The sequence below is a fragment of the Pseudonocardia sp. ZF1 genome (assembly GCF_056835605.1).
The window spans coordinates 4,147,556-4,172,532 of record NZ_JAJNBY010000001.1 but is presented as its reverse complement, the minus strand read 5'-3'; the positions used below and the strand labels follow the sequence as shown (position 1 = coordinate 4,172,532).

The 24,977-nt window shown below is 74.5% G+C and carries 28 protein-coding genes; 7 read left to right on the top strand and 21 right to left on the bottom strand.

Annotated elements, in window-relative coordinates; genetic code table 11:
• Positions 1-10: 10 nt before the first annotated feature.
• The 13 genes from ZF1_RS20070 to paaA form a co-directional block, all read right to left on the bottom strand.
• Positions 11-652, bottom strand: coding sequence for a GntR family transcriptional regulator (locus tag ZF1_RS20070; RefSeq protein WP_167409985.1), 642 nt, complete (start codon positions 650-652; stop codon positions 11-13).
• The gene (locus ZF1_RS20065; RefSeq protein WP_482638050.1) at positions 649-1,791 is read right to left on the bottom strand and encodes a CaiB/BaiF CoA transferase family protein; all 1,143 of its coding nucleotides are present in this window, start codon (positions 1,789-1,791) and stop codon (positions 649-651) included. Before ZF1_RS20065 ends, ZF1_RS20070 begins: the two co-directional genes overlap by 4 nt.
• 236 nt (positions 1,792-2,027) lie before the next feature.
• Positions 2,028-2,630 carry a phosphoribosylanthranilate isomerase gene (locus tag ZF1_RS20060; protein ID WP_482638049.1) on the bottom strand — a complete coding sequence of 201 codons (603 nt, stop codon included), beginning with the start codon at positions 2,628-2,630 and terminating at the stop codon, positions 2,028-2,030.
• A 27-nt stretch (positions 2,631-2,657) separates the two neighbouring features.
• Positions 2,658-3,599, bottom strand: a complete 942-nt coding sequence (locus ZF1_RS20055; protein WP_482638048.1) for a PDR/VanB family oxidoreductase — start codon at positions 3,597-3,599, stop codon at positions 2,658-2,660.
• The gene (locus tag ZF1_RS20050) at positions 3,596-3,787 is read right to left on the bottom strand and encodes a hypothetical protein (protein ID WP_073577386.1); all 192 of its coding nucleotides are present in this window, start codon (positions 3,785-3,787) and stop codon (positions 3,596-3,598) included. Before ZF1_RS20050 ends, ZF1_RS20055 begins: the two co-directional genes overlap by 4 nt.
• Positions 3,784-4,848, bottom strand: coding sequence for an aromatic ring-hydroxylating oxygenase subunit alpha (locus ZF1_RS20045; protein ID WP_178373008.1), 1,065 nt, complete (start codon positions 4,846-4,848; stop codon positions 3,784-3,786). The genes ZF1_RS20050 and ZF1_RS20045 overlap by 4 nt, the downstream gene beginning before the upstream one ends.
• Positions 4,845-6,188 carry an MFS transporter gene (locus tag ZF1_RS20040; RefSeq protein ID WP_482638047.1) on the bottom strand — a complete coding sequence of 448 codons (1,344 nt, stop codon included), beginning with the start codon at positions 6,186-6,188 and terminating at the stop codon, positions 4,845-4,847. The genes ZF1_RS20045 and ZF1_RS20040 overlap by 4 nt, the downstream gene beginning before the upstream one ends.
• A 98-nt stretch (positions 6,189-6,286) precedes the next feature.
• The gene (locus tag ZF1_RS20035; protein WP_482638046.1) at positions 6,287-7,063 is read right to left on the bottom strand and encodes an IclR family transcriptional regulator; all 777 of its coding nucleotides are present in this window, start codon (positions 7,061-7,063) and stop codon (positions 6,287-6,289) included.
• An 11-nt stretch (positions 7,064-7,074) separates the two neighbouring features.
• Complete coding sequence (paaE, locus tag ZF1_RS20030) at positions 7,075-8,244, bottom strand: 1,2-phenylacetyl-CoA epoxidase subunit PaaE (protein WP_482638045.1); 1,170 nt, start codon at positions 8,242-8,244, stop codon at positions 7,075-7,077.
• 82 nt (positions 8,245-8,326) lie between these two features.
• Positions 8,327-8,815, bottom strand: a complete 489-nt coding sequence (gene paaD, locus ZF1_RS20025; protein ID WP_482638044.1) for a 1,2-phenylacetyl-CoA epoxidase subunit PaaD — start codon at positions 8,813-8,815, stop codon at positions 8,327-8,329.
• Positions 8,812-9,690, bottom strand: a complete 879-nt coding sequence (gene paaC, locus ZF1_RS20020) for a 1,2-phenylacetyl-CoA epoxidase subunit PaaC (RefSeq protein ID WP_350589136.1) — start codon at positions 9,688-9,690, stop codon at positions 8,812-8,814. The genes paaD and paaC overlap by 4 nt, the downstream gene beginning before the upstream one ends.
• Complete coding sequence (gene paaB / locus ZF1_RS20015) at positions 9,687-10,106, bottom strand: 1,2-phenylacetyl-CoA epoxidase subunit PaaB (RefSeq protein WP_482638731.1); 420 nt, start codon at positions 10,104-10,106, stop codon at positions 9,687-9,689. Before paaB ends, paaC begins: the two co-directional genes overlap by 4 nt.
• 44 nt (positions 10,107-10,150) lie before the next feature.
• Positions 10,151-11,110, bottom strand: a complete 960-nt coding sequence (gene paaA, locus ZF1_RS20010) for a 1,2-phenylacetyl-CoA epoxidase subunit PaaA (RefSeq protein ID WP_208820999.1) — start codon at positions 11,108-11,110, stop codon at positions 10,151-10,153.
• Positions 11,111-11,309: 199 nt separating this feature from the next.
• Here paaA and ZF1_RS20005 point away from each other — a divergent pair, with 199 nt between their 5' ends.
• Entirely contained in the window at positions 11,310-12,227 is a 918-nt protein-coding gene (locus ZF1_RS20005; RefSeq protein WP_405415875.1) for an endonuclease domain-containing protein, read from the top strand.
• Between the two features lie 52 nt (positions 12,228-12,279).
• Here ZF1_RS20005 and ZF1_RS20000 read toward each other — a convergent pair whose 3' ends face one another.
• Genes ZF1_RS20000 through ZF1_RS19990 form a run of 3 tightly spaced genes read right to left on the bottom strand, consistent with a single transcriptional unit; the run spans position 12,280 to position 14,089 of the window.
• Positions 12,280-12,681 (bottom strand): GNAT family N-acetyltransferase, encoded by a 402-nt coding sequence (locus ZF1_RS20000; RefSeq protein ID WP_405415877.1) that lies wholly within the window; start codon positions 12,679-12,681, stop codon positions 12,280-12,282.
• On the bottom strand, positions 12,678-13,274 hold the full coding sequence (locus tag ZF1_RS19995) for a TetR/AcrR family transcriptional regulator (protein ID WP_062396736.1): 597 nt from the start codon (positions 13,272-13,274) through the stop codon (positions 12,678-12,680). Before ZF1_RS19995 ends, ZF1_RS20000 begins: the two co-directional genes overlap by 4 nt.
• Positions 13,271-14,089 carry an enoyl-CoA hydratase/isomerase family protein gene (locus ZF1_RS19990; protein WP_251786640.1) on the bottom strand — a complete coding sequence of 273 codons (819 nt, stop codon included), beginning with the start codon at positions 14,087-14,089 and terminating at the stop codon, positions 13,271-13,273. Before ZF1_RS19990 ends, ZF1_RS19995 begins: the two co-directional genes overlap by 4 nt.
• A 144-nt stretch (positions 14,090-14,233) precedes the next feature.
• Between ZF1_RS19990 and paaZ the strand changes: the two genes are divergently transcribed.
• Complete coding sequence (gene paaZ, locus ZF1_RS19985) at positions 14,234-16,264, top strand: phenylacetic acid degradation bifunctional protein PaaZ (protein WP_476652193.1); 2,031 nt, start codon at positions 14,234-14,236, stop codon at positions 16,262-16,264.
• A complete protein-coding gene (paaK, locus tag ZF1_RS19980) occupies positions 16,264-17,595 on the top strand; it encodes a phenylacetate--CoA ligase PaaK (RefSeq protein WP_476652191.1) in 1,332 nt (443 codons plus the stop codon). The genes paaZ and paaK overlap by 1 nt, the downstream gene beginning before the upstream one ends.
• A 4-nt stretch (positions 17,596-17,599) precedes the next feature.
• Here the strand turns inward: paaK and ZF1_RS19975 are convergent, their stop codons facing one another.
• A complete protein-coding gene (locus ZF1_RS19975) occupies positions 17,600-18,004 on the bottom strand; it encodes an Lrp/AsnC family transcriptional regulator (RefSeq protein ID WP_208821063.1) in 405 nt (134 codons plus the stop codon).
• Between the two features lie 195 nt (positions 18,005-18,199).
• On the opposite strand from ZF1_RS19975, the gene ZF1_RS19970 reads away from it, so the two are divergent.
• Genes ZF1_RS19970 through ZF1_RS19960 form a run of 3 tightly spaced genes read left to right on the top strand, consistent with a single transcriptional unit; the run spans position 18,200 to position 21,680 of the window.
• Complete coding sequence (locus ZF1_RS19970) at positions 18,200-19,258, top strand: thiamine pyrophosphate-dependent enzyme (RefSeq protein WP_405415890.1); 1,059 nt, start codon at positions 18,200-18,202, stop codon at positions 19,256-19,258.
• Positions 19,259-19,281: 23 nt separating this feature from the next.
• Positions 19,282-20,250, top strand: a complete 969-nt coding sequence (locus tag ZF1_RS19965; protein ID WP_482638730.1) for an alpha-ketoacid dehydrogenase subunit beta — start codon at positions 19,282-19,284, stop codon at positions 20,248-20,250.
• Positions 20,247-21,680 carry a dihydrolipoamide acetyltransferase family protein gene (locus ZF1_RS19960; protein ID WP_482638043.1) on the top strand — a complete coding sequence of 478 codons (1,434 nt, stop codon included), beginning with the start codon at positions 20,247-20,249 and terminating at the stop codon, positions 21,678-21,680. The genes ZF1_RS19965 and ZF1_RS19960 overlap by 4 nt, the downstream gene beginning before the upstream one ends.
• A 13-nt stretch (positions 21,681-21,693) precedes the next feature.
• Here the strand turns inward: ZF1_RS19960 and ZF1_RS19955 are convergent, their stop codons facing one another.
• Both ZF1_RS19955 and ZF1_RS19950 read right to left on the bottom strand, forming a co-directional pair.
• Positions 21,694-22,335 (bottom strand): cupin domain-containing protein, encoded by a 642-nt coding sequence (locus tag ZF1_RS19955; RefSeq protein ID WP_482638042.1) that lies wholly within the window; start codon positions 22,333-22,335, stop codon positions 21,694-21,696.
• 114 nt (positions 22,336-22,449) lie between these two features.
• Entirely contained in the window at positions 22,450-23,202 is a 753-nt protein-coding gene (locus tag ZF1_RS19950) for an SGNH/GDSL hydrolase family protein (RefSeq protein WP_476652188.1), read from the bottom strand.
• 187 nt (positions 23,203-23,389) lie between these two features.
• On the opposite strand from ZF1_RS19950, the gene ZF1_RS19945 reads away from it, so the two are divergent.
• The gene (locus ZF1_RS19945) at positions 23,390-23,665 is read left to right on the top strand and encodes an ACT domain-containing protein (RefSeq protein ID WP_208820980.1); all 276 of its coding nucleotides are present in this window, start codon (positions 23,390-23,392) and stop codon (positions 23,663-23,665) included.
• A 7-nt stretch (positions 23,666-23,672) separates the two neighbouring features.
• Here ZF1_RS19945 and ZF1_RS19940 read toward each other — a convergent pair whose 3' ends face one another.
• Positions 23,673-24,641 (bottom strand): pirin family protein, encoded by a 969-nt coding sequence (locus ZF1_RS19940; protein WP_482638041.1) that lies wholly within the window; start codon positions 24,639-24,641, stop codon positions 23,673-23,675.
• Positions 24,638-24,976, bottom strand: coding sequence for a GNAT family N-acetyltransferase (locus ZF1_RS19935; RefSeq protein ID WP_179762151.1), 339 nt, complete (start codon positions 24,974-24,976; stop codon positions 24,638-24,640). The genes ZF1_RS19940 and ZF1_RS19935 overlap by 4 nt, the downstream gene beginning before the upstream one ends.
• Position 24,977 lies beyond the last annotated feature (1 nt).

Genomic DNA, 24,977 nt, shown 5'->3' with positions numbered 1-24,977 from the left:
CCGCGCGACCCTAGTCGTCGAACGGGTCCCCGGCCCGCGCCCCGCCGAGCGCGCGGAGCAGCGAGGCGAACCCGCCCGCCACGTGCGCCTCGGTCGCGGCGGCGGCCCGGTCGGCGTCGCCGTCGGTCACCGCGTCGAGGATCGCCCGGTGCTCGGCGGCCGAGGCGGCGGCGCGGTCGTCGTCGTGCAGGGTCAGGTCCCACGGGAACGCCTGCCACAGCGCGGCGATCCGCTCCGGCAGCGCGGGCACGCCGCACCGGTCGTAGAGCAGGAAGTGGAACTCGCGGTTCCGCTCGCGGGCGGCGGCCGGGTCGTCGGCGGGGCGGTCGAGGACGGCGCGGGCCCGGGCGAGGTCGTGCCGCGAGACCCGCGGCGTCGCGCGGCGGACCGCGTGGGCCTCGGTGAGCCGGCGCACCACGTAGGTCGCGGTCACCCGGTCCACGTCGACGCCGGCGACCCGCACCCCGCGGTGGTGCTCGGCGACGACCAGCCCCTCCGCGGACAGCAGGCTCAGCGCCTCGCGGACCGGGGTGATGGACGCGCCGAAGCGGCGGGCCAGCTCGTCCTGGCGCAGCGGCGTCCCGCGGGCGAGGCCGCCGCCGAGGATGTCGCGGCGCAGCTCGTCGACGATCCGGTCCCGCTTGGTGCTCACCGCTCGTCGAGCCAGGCGAGGACGGCGTCGGTGTGCTCGCCGACGGCCGGGACGGGGTCCATCCGCGCGGTCCGCCCGGCGACGGTGATCGGCGGCTGCAGTGCGCGCAGCGGCCCGACCGGGCTGCCGACCTCGGTCCACCGGCCGCGCGCGGCGAGCTGCGGGTGCTCCAGCACCTCACCGACCTCGCGCTGCCGGGCGTGCGCGATCCGCGCCTGGACCAGCCGCGCGACGAGCTCGTCGCCGGTCAGGCCCGTGAGCACGGTGTCGATCTCGGCGTGCAGGTCGGGACGGTTCTCCACCCGGGCCCGGCCGCTCGCGAACCGCGGGTCGGTCGCGACCTCCGGGCGTCCCAGCACGACCTCGCAGAACGTCGCCCACTCCCGTTCGTTCTGGATCGACAGGACGACGTCGGTGCCGTCCCCGGCGGAGAAGGTGCCGTACGGGGCGATCGCGGCGTGGCTGGTGCCGGTCCGCTGCGGGGCGGTGCCGCCGTAGCCCGCGTAGTAGAGCGGATAGCCCATCCACTCCACCAGCGAGTCGAACAGGCTGACCTCCAGGTCGGTGCCCCGCCCGGTGCGTTCCCGCTCGTAGAGCGCGGACAGGATGCCGGAGAAGGCGTACATGCCGGCGCCGATGTCGGCGGCCGGGATGCCGCTCTTCGCGGGCGCGTCCTCGGTGCCGGTGATCGAGACCAGCCCGGCCTCGGACTGGATGAGCAGGTCGTAGGCCTTGGCGTCGCGGTACGGGCCGGACGAGCCGTAGCCGGAGATCGAGCAGGTCACCAGCCGCGGGTACCGCTCGCGCAGCGCCGCGGCACCGAGCCCGAGCCGCTCGGCGGCGCCCGGGGCGAAGTTCTGCACGAACACGTCGGCCCGGTCCAGCAGCCGCAGCATCGTGGCGCGGCCGTCGTCGGACTTGAGATCGAGGGTGACCGACTCCTTGGACCGGTTCAGCCACACGAAGTGGCTGGACATGCCGTAGACGGTCTCGTCGTAGTCGCGGGCGAAGTCGCCCGAGCCCTCGCGTTCGATCTTGATGACGCGAGCGCCGAGGTCGGCGAGATGCCGGGTCGCCAGCGGGGCGGCGACGGCCTGCTCGCAGGACACGACGACCAGCCCGTCCAGGGGGAGCGCCATCAGATGCCCCGCCTGTCGTCCCGGCCGATGCCGGACGCACCCCCGGTGACGATCGCGACCTTGCCCTGCAGTGCGCCCGCGGCCATGACGGCTCCTCGACGTCGAGACGATGCCTGATCACCGGAATAATGCATGATCCAACGAGATCATGCATCCCCGACGTCGAGCCACGTCGATCAGCACGTTGCGGCCCCCGGTGGGGCGGAAACGTGCTGATCGGATCGGCCGCGCGGTCCTCAGCCCACGGCGCGGGCGGCGGCGACGAAGTCGCGGACGCGGGCGTGATCCTTCACGCCGCGGGACGACTCGACGCCGCTGGAGACGTCGACGCCCCAGGGGCGGACCCGGCGCACCGCGGTGGCGACGGTGTCCGGGTCCAGCCCGCCCGCGAGCAGCCACCTCCCGGCCGGTCGCGGGTCGAGCGCCTCGGCGTCCCAGCGCTCGCCGGACCCGGCGACGGGCGAGTCGAGCAGCAGCACGTCCTCGCCGTACAGGCCCACGGTGAGGTCCGGGTCGTGGGCCAGCGAGGTCGCCCGCCACAGGGTGATCGGCGCGCGGGCGGCCGCGGTGAAGTCGTCGCGGGTGTAGCGGCCGTGCAGCTGCAGCGCGTCGGCGCCGGCGTCGGCGGTCACCGCCGCGGCCCGGTCGGCGGGCAGGTCGGCGACCACGACCACCGACCGCACGCCGTCCGGCACCCGGGCGACGAGCGCGCCGAGGTCGGCCGGGTCGACGTGGCGCGGGCTCGGCGGGTACACGACGAACCCGACCGCGTCGGCGCCGGCGGCCACGGCCGCGTCGACGTCACCGGGGGTCCGCAGCCCGCACACCTTGACGAACACGCGCCCGACCCTACGGGGCGCCGGGCCTCAGAGCTCGAGCACCAGCCGCGGCGACCGGGAGCGCGACACGCACAGCATCATCACCTCGTTCGACGCCCGCTCCTCCTCGGTGAGCAGCGAGTCCCGGTGGTCCGGTTCGCCGGCCAGCACCCCGGTCTCGCAGGTCCCGCAGGTCCCCTCCCGGCACGAGGACAGCGTCGCGATCCCCGCGCCCTCCAGGGCGTCGAGGATCGAGCAGCCCGCCGGGACGGCGACGACCGTTCCCGACCCCGACAGCTCCACCTCGAACGCCTCGTCCGGGCCGTCGAGCGCGCCGGGCCGGGCGGAGAACCGCTCGACGTGCACCGGCACGCCGAGACGCTCCCCCTCGGCCTCGACGGCGGCGAGCAGCCCCTCCGGCCCGCAGCAGTACACGGGCCGCCCGGCGGCCGCGGCCAGGATCCCGGCGACGTCGAGCAGTCCGGCCTCGTCCTGCGGCACCAGGGTCACCCGGTCGGGATGACGCCCGGCGAGCTCGGTGAACGCCATCGACGCCCGGCTGCGCCCCCCGTGGACGAGCCGCCAGTCCGCGCCCGCGGCGTGCGCCGCCGCGATCATCGGGACCAGCGGGGTGATGCCGATCCCGCCGGCGACGAACACGTAGCCCGGGGCGTCGACGAGTGCGAACCGGTTGCGCGGCCCGCGGACGAGCACCGTGTCGCCCTCGGCGACGACGTCGTGCACGTGCGCCGAGCCGCCCCGCCCGGCGGGTTCGCGCAGCACCGCGACCCGGTAGACCGAGCGCTCGCCCGGGTCCCCGCACAGCGAGTACTGGCGGACGAGGTCCGCGGTCAGCACGAGGTCGAGATGCGCACCGGGCGTCCACTCCGGGAGCTCGGCGCCGGACGGGTCGCGCAGGGTCAGCAGCACGACGTCGTCGGCGAGGAGCTCCTTCTTCTCCACCACCAGGTGCAGCTCGGGGTCGGTCACGACGTACTCCAGGTCTCGTGGTCCACGGGGCAGCCCAGCAGCCAGTCCCACAGCGGCACCGGGTCGTCGAAGACGCGTTCGGCGCCGCAGTGGCACACCGCGCGCAGCAGGTCGGTGCCCAGCACCCAGTGGATGCGCTGGACACGGTGCCCGTGCAGGACGGGCGGGGCCTCGGGGATCGCGCTCACCGGGCGGGCGCCGGGGACGGGACCGCCGGTGCCGCGCCGGCCATCCGGGCGAGCATCCGGCGCGCGGCGAGCCCGCCGGTGTCGATGTTGACCGACAGCTCCTGGTAGCCCGCCGGCTCGGTCGCGATCACCTTCTCCAGCACGTCGAGCGCCTCGACGTCCTGCAGCACGACGGTGCGGTTCTGCTCGGCGAGGAACGCCGAGACCTCGACGTCGGCGAGGGCGAAGTCGCGCGCGACCATCCAGAAGTCGTGTGTGGAGTGCTCGGTCTCCGGGGTGATCGCGTAGACGACCTCCACGTGGAAGGCGTCCGGGTCGGAGCCGTCGGCGTGCGGGACGGAGCCGACCGGCGCGATCCGGGAGTGCAGCTTGTACAGGCACGGCGGGGTGTACTCGATGTCCTGCCAGCGCGAGATCCGCCCGGACAGGCCGGTGGAGCGCTCGTAGAACGGCGGGCACTCGGCGTCGGCCATGTGCCGCGAGACGTAGACGACGCCGGCGTCCTCGTCGACCTCGGTCGAGATCGGGGTGGCGGCGACCTCCGGGGTGCCGATGTAGCCGCCGTGCAGGTAGGTCTCGTGCGACAGGTCGAGCAGGTTGTCCACCAGCAGCGAGAACCGTGCGGCCAGCGGCTCCATCCCGCGCACCGTGGTCCACGCGGCGTCGTCGAGGTAGGTCGCGCGGGGGATGCGCAGCGGGTCGGCGCGCTCCGGGTCCCCGATCCAGACCCAGATCAGCGAGTCCTGCTCGACGACGGGGTAGGCCGCCAGCCGGGCCGTGCGCGGCACCCGGTTCTGCCCCGGCACCGCCACGCACTTCCCGTCGGCGCCGTAGGTGAAGCCGTGGTAGCCGCAGACGACGGTGTCGCCGACGAGCCGGCTCGGGGCCTGGGACAGCGGGAACCGGCGGTGCACGCAGCGGTCGGCGTGCGCGGTGACCTGGCCGGCCTCGGTGCGCCAGAACAGGATCGGCTCGTCGCAGATCGTGCGGCCGAACAGCTCGCGGCCGATCTCGGCGGAGTAGGCGGCGACGTACCACTGGTCGCGGGGGATCGAGCTCATGCGGAGACTCCCTGGGTGGTGGGGGTGTCGGATCGGCGGAGCAGCAGGACGAGGGCGGCCGCGCCGACGAACACGGCCGCGAAGAGCAGGTAGAGCGACTGCGGGGTCGCGCCACCGTCGAGCAGCGCCCCGGCCAGGGTCGGCGCGAGGATCGCCCCGGACCGGCCGACCGCGAGCGCGGTGCCGACGCCGGTGGTGCGCACGTCGGCGCCGTAGGAGGTCGGTGCCATCGCGTACAGCCCGGCGACGCAGCCGTTGACGAACAGCCCGACCAGCGCGGCGACGACGAACGCCACCGCGAGCGAGGAGGTGCTGGCGATGAACACGGCCAGCAGCACCGCGGTGGCCAGCAGGTACCCGGCGAGCACGTGCCGCAGCGGGAACCGGGCGGCGAGCAGGCCGAGCCCGGCGGCGCCGAAGATGCCGCCGACGTTGAGCAGCGTGCCGCCGGCGATGCCCGCGTCCGGGGAGAGCCCGGCCTCGACGAGCAGGGTCGGGGTCCAGCTGGTGACGAAGTAGAACCCGGCCATCACGCAGAAGAAGCTGATCCAGAGCAGCACCGTGGTGCGGCGCAGCGCCGGGCGCAGCAGCGCCCCGTACCCCGCGGCGACGCCGGTCCGCACCGGAGCGCCGTCGGGGAGGGCGGGCAGCGCCGCGTGCCCCATCCGCGCCAGCAGCGCGTTGACCCGCTCCAGCGCCCCGGCCGGGCGGCGCACGAGCAGGAAGTCCAGGGACTCCGGCAGCCGCCACCAGACCAGCGGGACCGCGGCCAGGGTCGCCAGGCCCCCGGCGAGGAACACCGACCGCCAGCCGAACTGCCCGATCAGCGTGGCCGCGAGCACGCCGCCGAGGACGGCCCCGATCGCGTAGCCGGTGGAGTTCAGGCTGACCGCGAGCCCCCGCCAGCGGGCCGAGGCGTACTCCGCGGCGACGACGTTGCTGGTGGCGAGGATGCCGCCGACGCCGAGCCCGGTGATCAGCCGCAGCGCGCCGAGCTGGCCGGGGGACTGCGCCGCGGCCGAGCCCAGCATGGCGAGGCCCGCCACGACCAGGCAGCCCAGCACGATCGGCCGCCGCCCGACGCGGTCGGCCCACGGTCCGATGAGGACCGAACCGGCGGCCATGCCGACCAGGCCCGCGGACAGGAGCAGCCCGAGCTGGCTGCCGGACAGGTCCCACTCGGTGGCGACCGAGCGGCCCGTGAAGGCCATGACCAGCACGTCGAAGCCGTCGAGGACGTTGAGCAGGACGCACGCCGCGACCGCGCCCCACTGGTACCGGGACATCGGTGCGTCGTCGAGCAGGCGGCGGACGGTGTCCGCCGCGGGGGATGGGCGCATGGTGGGACTCCGTCGTCTCCGCGCGGTCGTGGTGGTGCAGCGAGGATGCGGGGCGACGGGCGCCGCGCCGTAAGTTCCTTCCGGATAATGGAAGGGTTTCAGCGCGTGGAGGTGCTGAGCGCGCGGCTGATCCCGGCGGCGGTGGTGCGCACCAGCGGGGCGAGCGCGCGGGCGGAGACGCTGCCGTGCCGCACGACGAGCGAGACGGCCGCGACGACCTGGCCACGGGCGTCGGAGACGGGGGCGCCGACCGACAGCGCGTCGTCGGTGACCTGCCGGTCGCTGACCGAGTGGCCGTCGCGGCGGACGTCGGCGAGCATGCGGCGCATCCGCTGCGGGTCGGTCACCGTGAACGGGGTGTAGCGCTCGATCCGCGCGCCCAGTACCTCGTCCTGCAGCTCCGGCGGCGAGTGCGCGAGCAGTACCAGCCCGACCCCGGTCGCGGTGAGCGCGAAACGCCCCCCGACCCGGGTCTGCACCGGGACCGCGCCGGACCCCGCGAGCCGCTCGACGAACACCACCTCGGTGCCCTCGCGCACCGCGAGCTGCACGTTCTCCCGGGTGACCCGGGACAGGTCCTCCAGGAACGGCAGCGCCGTCTCGCGCAGCGCCTGCCCGCGCGGGGCGAGCGCGCCGAGCTCCCAGACGCGCAGCCCGATCCGGTAGCGGCCCTCGTCGTCACGTTCCAGCGCGCCCCACGCCGCCAGGTCGGCGACGAGCCGGTGCGCGGTCGACAACGGGACGTCGGCGTGCCGGGCGAGGTCGCTGAGCGACAGCGCGGGCCGGTCGGGGCCGAACGCGTCGAGCAGGCCGAGCGCGCGCACCACGACCGACCCGGTCGGTCCCACCGGGTGGCCGCGACGCGACGTGGTCATGATCGCCGGTATCAGGCGTCGTAGTCGACCGTGGCGGTGTCGGTCACCGGGCGGGACTGGCAGGTGAGGACGAACCCGGCGGCGACCTCGTCGTCCTCCAGTGCGTAGTTGCGCCGCATGGTCACCTCGCCGTCGGTCACCTTCGCGCGGCACGTCCCGCACACCCCGCCCTTGCAGGCGAACGGCAGGTCGCCGCGGACCTTCTGGGCGGCGTCGAGGACGTACTCGCCCGCCGGGACGGCCAGCGTCGTCGACCGTCCGTCGAGGACGACCGTGACCTGGGCGCCGTCGCCGTCCGGCTCGGGCTCGTGGCGGTCGAGCTCCGGCGGCGGCTCGTCGACGTAGAACAGCTCGCGGTGCACCCGGCGCCGCTCGACGCCCAGCTCACCGAGCACCGCGACCGCGGCCTCGGTCATGCCGAGCGGGCCGCACAGCCACCAGTCGTCGACGTCGCCGGTGTCGACCAGTGCGGTGAACAGCAGCCGCAGCCGGTCGGCGTCCAGCCTGCCGCTGACGATCTCGGCCTCGGTGGGCTCGCGCGAGAGCACGTGCAGCAGGTGCAGCCGCGGGCCGTAGCGGTTCTTCAGGTCGGCGATCTCCTCGGTGAACATCACCGTGTCGGTCCGCCGGTTCCCGTAGACGAGGGTGACGCGGGCGTCGTCGTGCGCGGCCAGCAGCGACGCCGCGATCGACAGCACCGGGGTGATCCCGGACCCGGCGGCGACGAGGCCGTGGTGCGTGCCCGCTGTCAGCTCCGGGGTGAACGACCCGGCCGGCGGGCCGACCTCGACGACGTCGCCCGGGGTCACCTCGTCGACCAGCCAGGCGGAGAACAGGCCGCCGTCGACCCGGCGCACCCCCACCCGCGGTGCGGCCCCGGCGGCGGAGCAGATCGAGTACGACCGGCGCTCCTCGCCGTCGGCGGTGACCTTCCGCAGGGTCAGGTACTGGCCGGGCCGGAAGTCGTAGTGCCCGCGCAGGTCCTCGGGGACGTCGAAGGTGACGGCCACGGCGTCGTCGCACAACCGGTCGACCTCGGTCACCACGAGCCGGTGGAAGCCGGCGGGCAGCGCGTCGTCCTCGGCCAGCAGGGCCTCGATCTCGTCGTCCAGGGCGAGCGTCGTCCGGCCGTACGCCTGGTTGGCCCGGGCCTGCCACGCCGCCGCGCGCCGCTCGCTCATCGGATCTCCTCGCCGGTCCGGTCGATCACCGGGCGCGCTCCGCTCCTCGCTCGCCGGGGCTCGCTGCGATGCTCACACACCCTCAGATCTCCTTCATGTGCTCGAACGGCTCCCGGCAGGTGATGCACCGCCGCAGCGCGGTGCACGCGGTCGGGCCGAAGCGCGACAGCTCCTCGGTCGCCCGGGACCCGCACTGCGGGCAGGGCACGACCGTCGACGGCGCGTCCAGCGTCAGCGGGATCGGTCCGTCCGTCCGCGGGGCGCTCCCGGGGGGCGCGACGCCGGCCTCGGCGAGCTTGCGCCGCCCGGCCTCGCTGATCCAGTCCGTGCTCCAGGCGGGGGAGAACACCGTCCGCACCTCGACGCGCGCGTACCCGGCCGCGGTGAGCGCGCCGCGGATGTCCGCGCGCATCTCCTCGATCGCCGGGCACCCGGAGTAGGTCGGGGTGATCGTGACCGTCACGCGGTCGTCCTGTTCGGACACCGAGCGGATCACGCCGAGGTCGTCGAGGGTGAGCATCGGCATCTCGGGGTCGACGACCTGCGCGACGACCGTGCCCGCCCCGCTCACCAGGACGCCCCGGGGTGCCGGCGCGCGAGGCTCTGCAGCACGACGAGCGCGGGCTCCAGCTTCTCGGTGTGCACGCCCTGGCGGCCGCCGCGGCCCCCGACCGTGCCGGTGGCCGGGACCTGCGGCACGGTCAGCGTGGCGCGCCCGATCACCTGCGCGAGGACCGCGTCGACCTCCTCGCGGGTGTCCGCCGGGTCGACGGCGACACCGGCGGCGACCAGGCGTCGCTCGGTGTCGGTGGTGCGGAACAGCTCGCCGAGGTGCGGCCACACCCACTCCAGCGCGTCCTGCATGCGCCGGTGCGACTCCGGCGTGCCGTCGCCGAGGCGCAGCGTCCACCGCGCGGCGTGGTCACGGTGGTAGGTGACCTCCTTGACCCCCTTCGCGGCGACGGCGGCGACCACCGGGTCGGCGGAGTCCGTGAGCCGGTGCAGCAGCGCGAGCCGCCAGGTGGAGAACACCAGCAGCCGGGCGATGGCGCGGGCGAAGTCCAGGTCGTCGGACGGCTCGACGAGCCCGACGCAGCGGAACTCCGACACCTCGCGCCAGTAGGCCAGCGCGTCCTCGTCGCGGCCGGTCAGGTGCCCGGCGCGCGACAGCAGCACCCGGGCCTGGCCGAGCAGGTCGAGCGCGGTGTTGGCGAGCGCGACCTCCTCCTCCAGCTCCGGGGCGTTGGAGACCCATTCGGTCAGCCGGTGGGACAGGACCAGCGCGTCGTCGCCGAGCATCAGGCAGTACTCCGCGAGGTCCGCCGGATCGGTGCCCGCGGGAACCGGCGCGACGATGTCCGCCTCGCTGTCCTCGAACCCCGACCCGAACGCCCAGCGCGGGTCGTCGCCCTCCTCGGTGAGGCCGTCGTAGACGGAGCCGCTCACAGGTGCGGCACCTCCTCCGGGATCGCGTAGAACGTCGGGTGCCGGTAGACCTTGTCCCCGCTCGGGGCGAAGAACGGGTCCTTCTCGTCCGGGCTGGACGCGGTGATCGCGTCGGCGCGGACCACCCAGATGCTCACACCCTCGTTGCGGCGGGTGTAGACGTCGCGGGCGTTGTGCAGGGCCATCTCGTCGTCCGCGGCGTGCAGCGACCCGACGTGGACGTGGTTGAGCCCGCGCTTGCCGCGGACGAAGACCTCGTAGAGCGGCCAGGCGCGACGGCTCGGCTTCGCACCCCGCCCGGTCTCGACACCCGTCGTCGGGACGGCGCCGTGGCCGCCCTCGGCGGTCATGCCCGTTCCGCCTGCGCCGCTCCCGGTGGTGATGCTCGTTCCGCCTGCGCTGCTCTCGGTGTTCATGCTCGTTCCGCCTGCGCTGCTCTCGGTGCTCGTGTCCTGCTCGCTCATGCCCGTGCCCCCTGCTTCCCGGCCTGCTTCTCGGCGTAGGCCTGCGCCGCCTCGCGCACCCACGCCCCGTTCTCGTGCGCGCGACGCCGGTGGTCCAGGCGCTGCCGGTTCGCCGGCCCCGCCCCGGAGACCACGGCGGTGAACTCCGACCAGTCCGGTTCGCCGAAGTCGTGCGCCTGCCGCTCGGGGTTCCAGCGGAGGTCCGGGTCGGGAAGCGTGACGCCCAGTACCGCCGCCTGCGGGACGGTCATGTCGACGAAGCGCTGGCGCAGCTCGTCGTTGGTGTGGCGCTTGATGCCCCACGCCATCGACCGGTGGGTGTTGGGGGAGTCGCCGTCGGCCGGGCCGAACATCATCAGCGACGGCCACCACCAGCGGTCCACCGACTCCTGCACCATGCGCTTCTGCGCCTCGGTCCCCGCGGTCAGGGCGAGCAGCGACTCGTAGCCCTGACGCTGGTGGAACGACTCCTCCTTGCAGATGCGGATCATCGCCCGGGCGTAGGGCCCGTAGGAGCAGCGGCACAGCGGGACCTGGTTCGCGATCGCCGCGCCGTCGACCAGCCACCCGATGACGCCGATGTCCGCCCAGGACAGCGTCGGGTAGTTGAAGATCGAGCTGTACTTCTGCTTGGAGTCGATCAGCTTCTCGGTGAGCTCCTCGCGGTCGACGCCGAGGGTCTCGGCCGCCGCGTACAGGTACATGCCGTGACCGGCCTCGTCCTGCACCTTCGCCAGCAGGATCGCCCGGCGCCGCAGCGACGGCGCCCGCAGCAGCCAGTTGCCCTCGGGCTGCATCCCGATGATCTCCGAGTGCGCGTGCTGGGCGATCTGGCGGATCAACGTCCTGCGGTAGGCCTCGGGCATCCAGTCCCGCGGCTCGATCCGCTGGTCCGCCGCGATCGTCGCGTCGAACCGCTCCTCCAGCTCCGCCGGGGATGGCGCGGTGCTCGTCACTGGACACCTCCGTACCGAATGTTCGTTCGGCTACGAGTGTGGCGGATGACCGGGGGATCCCGCAACCCCGTGTCCCTGAGGCGTCGATCAGCACCTTTCCGCCCTGCACGGGGCGAGAACGTGCTGATCGACGCGCGGCGGCGGGTGCCGGACCGGGGACGTCGGGGAACCGGTCGGCGGGCGAGGCGGTCCAAGGGGCATGGATCTCGCGCGACCGTTCCTCGGCGCTGCGGCGGTGCGCGCCGGGGTGGTCACCTCCAAGCAGCTGCGGGGGCCCCGGTTCCGCCCGGTCGTGCGCGGGGTGTTCGTCGCCGCTCACATCCCGGACTCCTTCCTGCTGCGGTGCGAGGGCGCGGCGGTCGCCGTCGGGGCGATCGGGGCCGGGACCGGCCGGGCGGCACTGTGCGGGTGGGCCGCGGCCGAGATGCTCGGCGCGGACTGCGCACCGCGCGGGGTCCCGGTGGAGGTCGTGGTGGCGCTCGGGCACCGGCGCAGCCGGCCCGGACTGGTCCTGAGACACCGCGACATCCCGGCCGCGGACGTCGTGACCGGTGTCCGGATCCCCGTCCCCGGTGAGCGGAGGCCCCGCTACCTACCGGGCCGGACGGTCGTCACGACGTCGCGGGTGCGGACCGCGTTCGACCTGGCCTGCCGGGTCGGGCGGACCGACGCCGTGATCGCGCTGGACGCGCTGGCCAGGGTCGGCGGCTACCCACCGGGGGAGGTCCTGGCGTTCGCCGCCGCCCGTCCGGTCGCCCGGGGGAGCCGGCGGCTCGCGGACCTGGTCGCCCTGGCGGACCCGCTGGCCGAGTCCCCGATGGAGACCCGGGTCCGGCTCGCCCTGCACGACCACGGAATCCGGCGGCCGGTGCTGCAGCACCCGGTGGGCCCGTTCCGGATCGATCTCGCCTATCCCGACCAGCGCTTCGGTATCGAGTACGACGGGGAGCACCACCTGGACCGCAGCCGAGCCCGGGCGGACCTGCGACGGCAGGCGTTCCTGACCGCGCAGGGCTGGGAGATCCTCCGTCCCGAGGCCCGCGTGGTCCTGGCCCGCCCCGACCTCCTGGCCGTCGAGGTCCGTCGCCGCCTGACGTCCCGAGGCGGTCACGCGTGATCGATCAGCACGTTTCCGCCCCGTCGCGGGCGAGAACGTGCTGATCGACTGCTCAGCCGTGCAGGCGCAGGAGGCCGGCGTCGGTGGGAGGGAGGGCGCAGGAGCGGTAGAAGGGGGTCAGGTGGGGGGCGAAGTCCACGTGCAGCCAGGTGCAGCCGGCCGCGGTGGCCTGCTCCACGGCCCCGGCGACCAGCGCCCGGCCGACCCCGCGGCGGCGGTACCCGTCGGCGACGACGAGGTCGAGCAGGAACGCGTGCCGGTCGCCGTCCCAGGCGAGGTTGACGAACCCGGCGAGCGCGTCGCCGTCGCGGGCGTCGAGCCAGCTCAGACTGTGTGCCGCGAGCTGGGCGGACCAGCGTCGCAGGCGTGGGGTCTCGTCGAACCCGGCGGCGTGCAGCGCGGAGAGCGCGACGTCGTCGACCTCGGGGCGGACGCGGACCCGGACGTCGGTCACGGCGCCGGGACGATGCCGGAGAACGCGGCGCGGACGACGTCCTCGGGCAGGGTGGCGGTCCCGGGGCGGCCGGGGCGGTACCACTCGACGATCGAGTTGATCGTGCCGGACAGCAGCCGTGCGGCCAGGGCGGGGTCGACGTCGGAGCGGACCTCGCCGGCGTCGACGGCGTCGCGGACCAGGGCGCGCACGGCCGCGTCGAACGCACGGCGGCGTTCCAGCGCCCAGCGCTCGGTCTCGGTGTTGCCGCGCACCCGGAGCAGCAGGGTGACGTACGGCAGCTCGGCCATCAGCACCCCGACCTGCGCGGCGACGATCACCCGAAGCCGGTCGGCGGGGGAGCCGGTGCGGGCCTCGGGCAGGTCGAGCACGCCGAACAGCCCCTCGACGGCGCGTTCCAGCGCCGCGCGCAGCAGGGCCTCCTTGCCCGCGAAGTGGTGGTAGAACGACGACTTCGTGATCCCGGCGGCCCGCGAGAGGTCCTCCATCGACGTCGCGTCGTAGCCGCGGTCGATGAACTCCCCGACCGCGGTCTCGAGCAGCGCGTCGCGGCCGCCGCTGGGCCGCCGGGCCCGCTTGACCGGCGAGCTCATCGGCCCTCGAAGACGGGCTTCTTCTTCGCGAGGAAGTCGCTCACGGCCTGCTGGTGGTCGCGCGTGGTCGACAGCCGGACCTGGGCGTCGGCCTCGTACTCCAGGACGGCGGGGAGCTCGTTGACCGCGCCGAAGCGCAGCGCGCCCTTCACCTCGGCGTAGGCGCGGGTGGGCCCGGCGGCCAACCGGCGCGCGAGCTCCAGTGCGGTGCCGAGGACCTCGTCGGCCGGGACGACGTCGCGCACCAGGCCCCAGTTGCGGGCGTCCTCGGCGGTGAACTGCTCGTTCAGCAGCACCAGCTCCGTCGCCCGGGAGACGCCGACGGCGTGCGCGAGCGACGCCGCGAGGCCGCTGTCGGTGGACAGCCCGATCCCGGTGAACGCGGTCGCGAACTTCAGCCCCTCCGCGGCGATCCGCAGGTCGGTGGCCAGCGCGATGCCGAGACCGGCGCCCACACAGGGTCCGTTGATCGCGGCGACCACCGGCTTCGGTGCCTCGTTGAGCGCGCGGATCAACGGGTTGTAGTGCCGGCGCACGGTGCCCAGGGCGTCGACCGGGTCGGCGTCGAGCGCCGCGGCGTGCTCGCCCAGGTCCTGCCCGACGCAGAACGCCTTCCCCGCGCCGGTCAGCACGACGGCACGCACCGTCTCGTCCGCGGCGACCTCCACGGCCGCCGCGAGCAGTGCCTCCTTGAGCTCGACGGTGAGCGCGTTGTACTTCGCGGGCCGGTTCAGCGTGACCACCGCGACCGAGGGGTCGGTCTCGTCGCGGGTCACGAGGACGGCGGGATCGGTGCCGGCGGCGGGGGAGGTCATCCGGTGAGCCTAGCGGCCGACCGAACGATCGGTCCCCGGTGCGACTTGAGTCTGGTGCGTCGGCGAGGTCCGGTGCTACGTTTTCCCGAACGAACGGTCGGTTCAATGCTGACTTCGACGACGAAGTGCGACGGAGGCTCGCCGATGACCCTGCTCCGCAGCCACCTCTCCGGTACCTGGCAGACCGGATCCGGGGACGGTCGCCCGTTGTACGACGCGGTGACCGGCGACGAGGTCGCCCGTGTCTCCGCCGAGGGTCTGGACCTCGGCGCGGCCCTGGCCCACGGTCGCCGCACCGGTGGCCCGGCCCTGCGCGAGCTGACCTTCCACCAGCGCGCCGCGCTGCTGAAGGCACTCGGCGGGCACCTGCGCGAGCACCGTGAGGAGCTCTACGCCGTCTCCGCGCGCACGGGCGCGACCCTCGGCGACTCGAAGTTCGACATCGACGGCGGCATCGGGGTCCTGCTCGCCTACGCCTCGAAGGCCAAGCGTGAGCTGCCCAACGACACCGTGTTCGTCGAGGGCGCGGTCGAGCCGCTGGGCCGCGGCGGCAGCTTCCTCGGCCAGCACGTGCTGACCCCGCGCCACGGAGTCGCGGTGCAGGTCAACGCGTTCAACTTCCCGGTCTGGGGGCCGTTGGAGAAGCTCGCCCCGGCGTTCCTCGCCGGTGTCCCCACGCTGATCAAGCCGGCGTCGCCGACCGCGTTCCTGACCGCGAGGCTGGTCGAGCTGATCGTGGACTCGGGTCTGCTCCCCGACGGCGCGGTCCAGTTCGTCGCCGGGTCGCTGGGGGACTGCTTCGACCACCTCACCGGTCAGGACCTGGTGAGTTTCACCGGCTCGGCGTCGACCGCGCAGACCCTGCGCAGCCACCCCGGGATCGTCCGGAACTCCGTGCGGTTCTCCGCCGAGGCCGACTCGCTGAACCTGGCCGCGCTCGGTCCGGACGCGATGCCCGGCACCGAGGAGTTCGACCTGTTCGTGACGGCCCTGACCACTGAGATGACGGTCAAGGCCGGGCAGAAGTGCACCGCGATCCGGCGCGCGTTCGTGCCGCGCACACACGTCGACGCCGTCGTCGAGGCCGTCACCGCGCGGCTCGCGTCGGTCGTGGTCGGCGCCCCCGACGCCGAGGGCGTCCGGATGGGGGCGCTCGCGAGCCTCGACCAGCGCGAGGAGGTCCGCCGCAGCGTGAAGGCCCTGCGCGACGCCGGCCGGATCGTGTTCGGCGACCCCGACCACGTCGAGGTGACCGGCGCCGACGCTGACCGTGGCGCGTTCGTCTCCCCGCTGCTGCTGGTCGGTGACCCGGACCGCGCCGAGCCGCACGAGGTCGAGGCGTTCGGCCCGGTGTCGACCGTGCTGCCCTACGACACTCCTGCGCAGCTGATCGACTACGCCGCCCGCGGCCAGGGGTCGCTCGCCGGGTCCGTCGTCTCCGCCGACCCCGGGTTCGTCCGCGAGGTCGTGCTCGGTGTCGCGCCGTTCCACGGCCGCGTGCACGTGCTCAACGCCCGCGACGCGGGCGAGTCCACCGGGCACGGGTCGCCGCTGCCGCAGCTCGTCCACGGCGGCCCGGGCCGCGCCGGCGGCGGCGAGGAGATGGGCGGCGTGCGCGGGGTGTTCCATCACATGCAGCGCACCGCGGTCCAGGCCGACCCCGACTCGCTCGCCGCGATCACCGGCCGCTGGGTCACCGGCGCGCAGCGCCACACCACCGACGTGCACCCGTTCCGCAGGCATCTCGAGGAGCTGCGCCCCGGCGACTGCCTGGTCGCCGGCCCGCGCCGGGTGACCCGGGAGGACGTGGAGCACTTCGCCGAGTTCACCGGCGACACGTTCTACGCGCACATGGACGAGGCCGCCGCCGCGGCGAACCCGCTGTTCGGGCAGCGCGTCGCGCACGGCTACCTGGTCGTCTCGCTGGCCGCGGGCCTGTTCGTCGACCCGGACCCGGGCCCGGTGCTCGCGAACTTCGGCGTCGACGGGCTGCGGTTCCTCACCCCGGTCCGCTTCGACGACGAGCTCACCGTGACCCTGACCTGCAAGCAGCTCACCCCGCGCGAGTCCGCCGGCTACGGCGAGGTCCGCTGGGACGCCGACGTCACGCGGCAGGACGGCGAGTCCGTCGCCCGCTACGACGTGCTCACCCTCGTCGCGAAGAAGGACGCGTGATGACGACCGCCACGAAGCGCCCGGGCGACGCGCCCCCGGCCGAGCTGCTGGACCCCGCCGAGCGGATGTCGGTCGACGAGCTGCGCGCGCTGCAGCTGGAGCGTCTGCAGTGGTCGCTGCGGCACGCCTACGACAACGTGCCGCACTACCGTGCGAGGTTCGACGCCCACGGCGTCCACCCCGACGACTGCCGCGAGCTCGCCGACATCGCGCGTTTCCCGACGACGACCAAGGCCGACCTGCGGGAGACCTACCCGTTCGGCATGTTCGCGGTGCCGCGCGAGCGGATCGCGCGGATCCACGCGTCGTCGGGCACCACGGGCCGCCCGACCGTCGTCGGCTACACCGCGGGCGACCTCGACCGGTGGGCCGGGCTCGTCGCCCGGTCGATCCGGGCCGCGGGCGGGCGCCCCGGGCACCGTGTGCACGTCGCCTACGGGTACGGCCTGTTCACCGGCGGGCTCGGCGCGCACTACGGCGCGGAGAAGCTGGGCGCGACCGTCATCCCCGTCTCCGGCGGGATGACCCCGCGCCAGGTACAGCTCATCAGCGACTTCTCACCCGAGGTCATCATGCTGACCCCGAGCTACATGCTCACCCTGCTCGACGAGTTCGAGCGCCAGGGTGTCGACCCCCGGTCGACGAGCCTGCAGGTCGGGATCTTCGGCGCCGAGCCGTGGACCGAGCAGATGCGCTCCGAGATCGAGGAGCGGGCCGGCATCCACGCCGTCGACATCTACGGGCTGTCCGAGGTCATGGGACCCGGTGTCTCGCAGGAGTGCGTGGAGACCAAGGACGGCCTGCACATCTGGGAGGACCACTTCCTGCCCGAGGTCGTCGACCCGCTCGACGGCACCCCGCTGCCCGACGGCTCCGAGGGCGAGCTGTTGTTCACCAGCCTCACCAAGGAGGGACTGCCGATCATCCGTTACCGCACCCGCGACCTCACGACGCTGCTCCCGGGCACCGCGCGGCCGCAGATGCGGCGGATGGCCAAGATCACCGGCCGGTCCGACGACATGATCATCCTGCGCGGGGTGAACGTGTTCCCGACCCAGATCGAGGAGATCGTGCTCCGCACCCCCGGGCTCGCGCCGCACTTCCAGCTGGAGCTGACGACACAGGGCAGGCTCGACGCGATGACCGTGCGCGTGGAGGCCCGCGGCGACACACCCGCCGACCGCCGCGGCCCGGCCGCCGCGGAGCTCGTGCGCGCGGTGAAGGAGACCGTCGGCATCTCCGTGACCTGCGACGTCGTCGACCCCGACACCCTGGAGCGCTCGGTCGGGAAGCTGCAGCGGCTCAAGGACCACCGGGAGCCGAAGGCCTGACCCGTCAGCGGGACTCGTCCTCGAAGATCAGGATCGTCCGCGTCGACACGACCGTCGGCAGCGCCTGCAGGCGTTCGAGCACGACGCTGCGCAGCGCGTCGTTGCCGGTGGTGCGCACCAGCAGCAGCACATCGAAGTCCCCGCCGACCAGTGCCATGTGCCGGACCTCGGGGATCGCGCGCAGCTGTTCGCGCAGCTCGCGCCAGCTGTTCTGGCGCACCGTCAGCGTCACGTACGCCGAGGTGTGCAGCCCCACCTTGTCCGGGTCGACGAGTGCGGTGAACCCGGTGACCACGCGATCGTCGACGAGCCGGGCGAGGCGGGCGTAGGCGTTCGCCCGCGAGATCGTCAGGCGCTCGGCCAGCGCGCGCCCGGTCAGCCTGCCGTCGCGCTGCAGCTCCGCGACCATCCGCCGGTCGATGTCGTCGAGCACCGGCCCCTCCGTTCGTCTCGCCGCGCCCCGCCGGGCACCGGTGACCCGGACCACTCGTCCGGAGTGATGCCGCGCTGCGGGCCGATCGTCTCGTCATCTCACCGCTTCCAGTCGATCGTACGGATCATGCGCCATTCTCGAGGCACTGTGTCCGCACGGAGGGGAGTCATCGTGGACGACCGGCGCGAGACCGTCCGCCTGCTGGAACCGGACGGCACCACCGTGCCCGGCGCGCAGCTCCCGCCGCCGGACCGGCTGCTCGCCGGCTACCGCGGCCTGGTGCACGCCCGGCGGCTCAACGAGCAGGCCGGTGCACTGGTCCGGCAGGGACGCCTGGCCGTGTACCCGTCCTCGCGTGGCCAGGAGGCCTGCCAGGTGGCCGCGGCGATGGTGCTGGCCGACGGCGACTGGCTGTTCCCGACCTACCGGGACACCGCCGCGATCGTCGCCCGCGGCGTCGACCCGGTCGAGGTGCTCACGATGCTGCGCGGGGACCGGCACTGCGGGTACGACGTCGCCACCCACCGCGTCGCCCCGCAGGCGACCCCGCTCGCGACGCAGCTGCTGCACGCGGTCGGCGTCGCCCACGCGGCGCGGCTCAAGGGCGAGCCCGACGCCGTCCTGGCGCTCTGCGGCGACGGCGCCACCAGCGAGGGCGACTTCCACGAGGCGCTGAACTTCGCCGCGGTGTTCCGCGCCCCGGTCGTGTTCCTGGTGCAGAACAACAAGTACGCGATCTCGGTGCCGCTGCACCGGCAGAGTGCCGCGGCCCGGCTCGCGGACAAGGCGCTCGGCTACGGCATGCCCGGGGTGTGCGTCGACGGCAACGACCTGCCCGCCCTGCTCACCGTGCTCGACGAGGCGCTGCGCCGCGCCCGCGACGGGGGCGGCCCGACCCTGGTCGAGGCCGACACCTACCGCATGGAGGCCCACACCAACGCCGACGACGCCGGCCGCTACCGCGACGAGAGCGAGGTCGCCTCCTGGGCCGGCCGCGACCCGCTGCTGCGTCTGCGCGCCCGGCTGCGCGCCGACGACCTGCTCGACGACGACGCCGAGCGCGCTCTCATCGACGACGCCGAGCGGATGGCCGCCGACCTGCGCACCGGCATCGCGGCCGAGTCCCCGGTGGACCCCGAGGACCTGTTCGCGCACGTCTACGCCCACCCCACCCCGCAGCTGCGCGAGCAGCGCGACCGGCTGCGCGCCGAGCTGGAGGTCACGCCGTGAACACCGGACCCGTGAAGCTCACCATGGCGCAGTCGATCACCACGGCGCTGCGTGAGGCGATGGCCGCCGACCCGACCGTCGTCGTGTTCGGGGAGGACGTCGGTCCGCTCGGCGGGGTCTTCCGGGTCACCGACGGGATCGCCGCCGAGTTCGGCGAGCACCGCTGCTTCGACACCCCGCTCGCCGAGTCCGGCATCGTCGGCACGGCGGTGGGGATGGCGATGAACGGGCTGCGGCCCGTCGTCGAGATGCAGTTCGACGCGTTCGCGTATCCGGCGTTCGAGCAGATCGCGAGCCACGTCGCGAAGTTCGGCAACCGCACCTCGGGCCGGATGCGGCTGCCGATGGTCATCCGGGTGCCCTACGCCGGCGGGATCGGCGGCGTCGAGCACCACTGCGACTCCTCCGAGGCGTACTACGCCCACACCGCCGGGCTGACCGTGCTCGCCCCGGCCACGAACGCCGACGCCCACGGCCTGCTCCGTGCGGCGATCGCGTACCCGGACCCGGTCGTGTTCCTGGAGCCGAAGCGGCACTACTTCACCTCCGAGGAGGTGGACACGACCGTCCCGGTGCCGCCGATCGGACGGGCCGTCGTCCGTCGCCCCGGGGTCGACGCGACGCTCATCGCCTACGGCCCGACGGTGCCGGTCGCGCTCGCCGCCGCCGAGGAGGCCGCCCGCGAGGGCCGTGACCTGGGCGTGGTCGACCTGCGGTCGATCGTCCCGTTCGACGACGAGACCGTCTGCGCGCAGGTCCGCCGGACCGGGCGGGCGGTCGTCGTCGCGGAGGCCCCGGGGTTCGCCTCGGTCGCCTCCGAGATCGCCGCCCGGGTCTCCGAGCGGTGCTTCCACCACCTCGAGGCGCCGGTGCGCCGGGTGACCGGGTTCGACGTGCCCTACCCGCCGCCGAAGCTGGAGCAGCACCACCTGCCCGGGGTGGACCGGGTGCTCGACGCCGTCGACTCGCTCGGCTGGGAGGACGCGGCGTGAGTGCCCAGGTGTTCACCCTGCCCGACCTGGGGGAGGGACTGACCGAGGCCGAGCTGGTCCGCTGGCTCGTGGCCGACGGGGACACCGTCGGCGTCGACCAGCCCGTGGCCGAGGTGGAGACGGCGAAGGCCGTGGTCGAGGTGCCGTCGCCGTACGCGGGCACGGTGCTGACCCGGCACGGCGCGGAGGGCGAGACGCTGCGGGTCGGGGAGCCGCTGGTGTCGGTCGGGGACGCCGAGGAAGCCGGGTCGGGCAACGTCCTGATCGGGTACGGCACGTCCGGCGGGCACGAGGGGGCCCGCCGGCGTCGCCGGGCCGCGAAGCGTGCCCCCGCGCCCGCACCCGCCGCCGCACCCGCCGCTTCGCCCGAGCCCGAGCCCGCCGCCGCGTCCGCGGTCCCGGCGGCGACGTCCGTCGCCGAACGCGCGCCGGGGGAGCGCCGGCCGGTGCAGTCCCCGGTGGTGCGGCGGCTCGCCCGCGACCACGGCATCGACCTCGCGACCGTCGAGGGGACCGGCCCCGGCGGCATGGTGCTGCGCCACGACGTGGCGCTCGCCGCCGCCCGTGCGGCGGAGGCTGCCGCTGCCGGGCCGTCCGCTGCCGGGCCGTCCGCCGCCGCGCAGTCCGCTGCCTCGTCGGCCGCTCCCGTCGCGCCGCCCGCCGCCGCAGCGCCTGCTCCTGCACCGCCCGCTCCGACGACCGGCACCGCACCGGGCCGCGACCCCCGCACCGGGCTCGCGGTGCGGGGGATCGTGCCGCTGCGCGGGGTCCGCCGCGCCGTCGCCGAGACCCTGACCCGCAGCCGCGCCGAGATCCCCGAGGCCACGACCTGGGTCGACGTCGACGCCACCGACCTGCTCGCCCTGCGCCCGCAGCTCACCGGCGCCGACGGCCGCCCGGTCGGGCTGCTCGCGATCCTGGCCCGGTTCGTCGTCGCCGGTCTCGCGCGGTTCCCCGAGCTCAACGCCCGGGTCGACACGCAGGCGGGGGAGATCGTGCACCTCGACGGGGTGCACCTCGGTATCGCCGCGCAGACCGACCGTGGCCTGGTCGTCCCGTCGGTGGCCGACGCCCATCGCCTCGGGATGCGCGGCCTCGACACCGAGATCCGCCGGCTCACCGCAGCCGCCCGGGACGGCTCGGTCACCGCCGCGGAGCTGACCCGCGGCTCGTTCACCCTGAACAACTACGGGGTGCTCGGCGTCGACGGCAGTGCCGCGATCATCAACCATCCCGAGGTCGCGATGCTGGGCGTCGGACGGGTGCTGCCGCGGCCGTGGGTCGTCGACGGCGCGGTCGTCCCGCGGTCGATCACCCAGCTGTCACTGGTGTTCGACCACCGGGTCTGCGACGGCGGCACCGCGGGCGGGTTCCTCCGCTTCGTCGCCGATGCCGTCGAGTCGCCGCTGTCCGCGCTCGCCGACCTCTGAGCCCGCCCGGCGCTCAGCGACGGCGGGTGATCACCACCGGCTCGATCCGCTGGGGCACCTGCGCGAACGCCGACTCGGGCACCCCGAACGACGCGGCCAGCACGTCACGGGGGATCGCGTTGAGGCTGCCGACGATGCCGATGTCGTCGTCCGGCTCGGCGGTCGAGGTGTTGAAGACGATGAGCACGTCGAGCGGCTCGGTCGTCGACGCGTTCTCGAAGTAGTGGAACAGGCCCGTCGGCGCGAACACGAGGTCACCGCGTTCCGCGGTGAAGACGTTGTTGTGGTACTCGCCGTCGGGGTGGGTCCCGAGGACGGTCCACTTCGCGGTGCCGGAGACGATGTAGTTCAGCTCCCACGCGGTCGGGTGCCAGTGCGGCTCCCGGATCCCGCCGGGGTCGAGGTGGGCCAGGTACACCGACCCCTGCTGTCCGGCGAGCACCGGGAAGTTCTGCTCGTTCGCCCCGCGCAGCCATCCGCCGTCGAAGGTGACGGGCTCGGTCGCCGCGAGGTGGAACAGGTGGCCGGGCTGCCCGGTCCGCGGCGGGGTCGGGGCGCCCGCCCCGGCGGTCCCGCCCGTGGCGGCCAGTCCGGCCATCCCCGCCACCCCCGCGACGCCGGCGCCCAGGGCCCGTCGCCTGCTGATCCCCGTCATGGTCTGCTCCTTCCGCAGAAATCGTTGTCAGTCGCAACGGTATGGCGGACGGTGATCCGTCGGGGTGATCACTTCCAGCGGCTTCCGTGATGGCGGGTCACGGATCGGCGCAGCTCAGCGTGCCGGGACGACCGTCCAGGCCGGGGCCTTCGCCGGACGGCCGTCCCCGGAGGACCGTCCCCGGAGCCGTCGTCCGACCCAGGGCAGGACGTGGGCGCGGTAGTAGGCGAGTCCCGCGGCCCGCCCGGTCGGCGAGGTCGCGGCGACGGTCGTCGTGGGCGTCGCGCCGCGCACCCCGAGTGCCTCCAGCACCAGCCCGGCGGCGCGCAGGTGCCCGGGCGTGCCCAGGTGCAGGCGGTCGTCCGACCAGTAGCCCGGCCTGCGGATCTCGGCGTCGCCGAACACGTCGACGAAGGTGAGCCCCTGTGCGGCGGCGAGCGTGCGCACCGTCGCCGACAGCTCGGCGCCGCGGCGGTGGACGACCCGTCCCAGCGGGAGCCGGTCCGACGGGTCGGCGCCGCTGAGCAGTACCAGCCGGACCCCCGCCGCCGCGCAGCGGTCGACGGCGCGGGCGGTCAGCGCGGCGAGCCCGGCGACGTCGGTGCGGGGCCGCAGCATGTCGTTCCCGCCACCGTTGAGCGTGATCAGCGTCGGTGCGGGGTCCAGCGCCAGCGCGGCGTCCAGCTGTGGCCCGACGACGTCGGCCAGCAGCCGGCCCCGTACGGCCAGGTTCGCGTAGTGCACCGGTTCGCCGGAGGCGCCGGCCAGCCCGGCGGCGACCCGGTCGGCCCAGCCGCGGGGGATGCCCGCCGCGTCCTCGTCGCCCACGCCCTCGGTGAAGCTGTCCCCGATCGCCACGTACCGCACGGGGTCAGCATCCGCGTCGCGGCCGCCACGGTTCGGCCCGGGGGTGGTGACGGCTGTTACCCTCGGCCCGTGCGCGGTCGGATCATTACCCGGCGCGCCGGCTGAAGCCAGGGAGCCGGCGCGTGGCACGTCGTGCCCGCCGGACCTGGCCGGATCCTGACGTTCGCCCTCGAACACCGGAGATCCGATGAACGCCCCCACCGCCGAGCGCACCCGTCCCGGAAGCGATCCCGCCGAGCACGGTCACGTCGTCTCGCTGCTGCTGACCGACGCCGACGACGGCCTGTACAAGGTCCTCACCACGCTGCGGTCGCGCCGCTGGAAGGTCCGCTCGCTGCGGGTCGACATGTCCGGCGAGATCGGCCGGGTCGACCTCGTCGTCACCCGCGACGGCCGGGACGCCGACCTGCTCCTCGAGCAGCTGCGCCGGGTCGTGCCGGTGGTGCGCGCCGACCTGGGCTGATCCGGGGCTATCCCCGAGGGGTCAACCGCGCGTTCGGCAGCTCCGGCGCCGGCAACGTCGACTCCCAGGCGTCCGGGAACACCCCGAAGCGCCCGCCCTCCCGCCCCCCGGCGGCACGTTCGTCCTGCCACTGCTCCCGGAAGGCCGCGATCTCGTCGTGGGTGGAACCGACGAAGTTCCACCACATCACGATCTGCTCGCCCAACGGCTCCCCGCCGAGCAGCACCAGGCGCGCGCCGTCGTCGCCGGCGTGCAGGTCCAGGGTCGTACGGCCCGGCGGGAGGTACACGAGCTCGGCGGACGCGGCCGCCGTCCCGCACACCCGCGCCGCGCCGGTGTCGACCAGCACGCCGTGCTCGAACCCGGCGTCGACGTCGAGCGTCACCGCCGCCCCGGCGGGCAGCACGACCTCGGCGCCCAGCAGCGGGGTGAACGTCTCCACCGGCGACGACGACCCGGCCAGCGACCCGAGGAACACCCGCAGCGCGGCGTCCCCGGCCCGCACCCGGGGCGGCGCGTAGTGCTCGAAGCGGGGTGCGGTGTCCCGGTGCGCGGCGGGCAGCGCCAGCCACAGCTGCACCCCGTGCAGCACCTCGGTACCGGGCGTGGAGAATTCCGAGTGTGCGATGCCGGACCCCGCGGTCATCAGGTTCAGCTCGCCCGGGCGCACGACCGCGTGCGCGCCGGTGGTGTCGCGGTGCTCGACCTCCCCGGTGAACAGCCACGACACCGTCGCCAGCCCGGTGTGCGGATGCCCCGGCACGGCCATCCCGCCGGTGTCGTCGACCCGGTCCGGGCCGTAGTGGTCCACGAAGCACCAGGCCCCGATCAGCGACCGGGTGCGGCGCGGCAGCGTGCGGCGCACCGTCATCGCACGCGGCCCGCCCAACGGCACGTCGCGCGGGGTCACCAGCTCCGCGGCGGCGGTGTCGCCCCCGCAGACGACCTCCTCCGGCACGGTCTCGACGTTGCTCACCGCGCCCTCCGCCGGACGGTGGCGACGGCGTCGGGCGTCACCAGGTCGAGGATGTCGGCGTAGCCCTGGTGGGTCGACACCCAGCGCCGCACGTACGGGCAGACCGGCACGATCCGCTTCCCGGCGGCGCGGGTGTCGTCCAGCGCGAAGCGGACCAGGGTGCTCGCGAGCCCGCGCCCGGACAGCTCCGGGTCGACCTCGGTGTGGTGGAAGATCCGCTGCTCGTGGTCGTCGACGTACTCGGCCCGGCCGACCACGGTGCCGTCGAGCAGGATCTCGTAGCGGTGGTGGCCCGTGTCGTGGGTGACCACGGTGTCGTCGGTGTCGCCGGACATG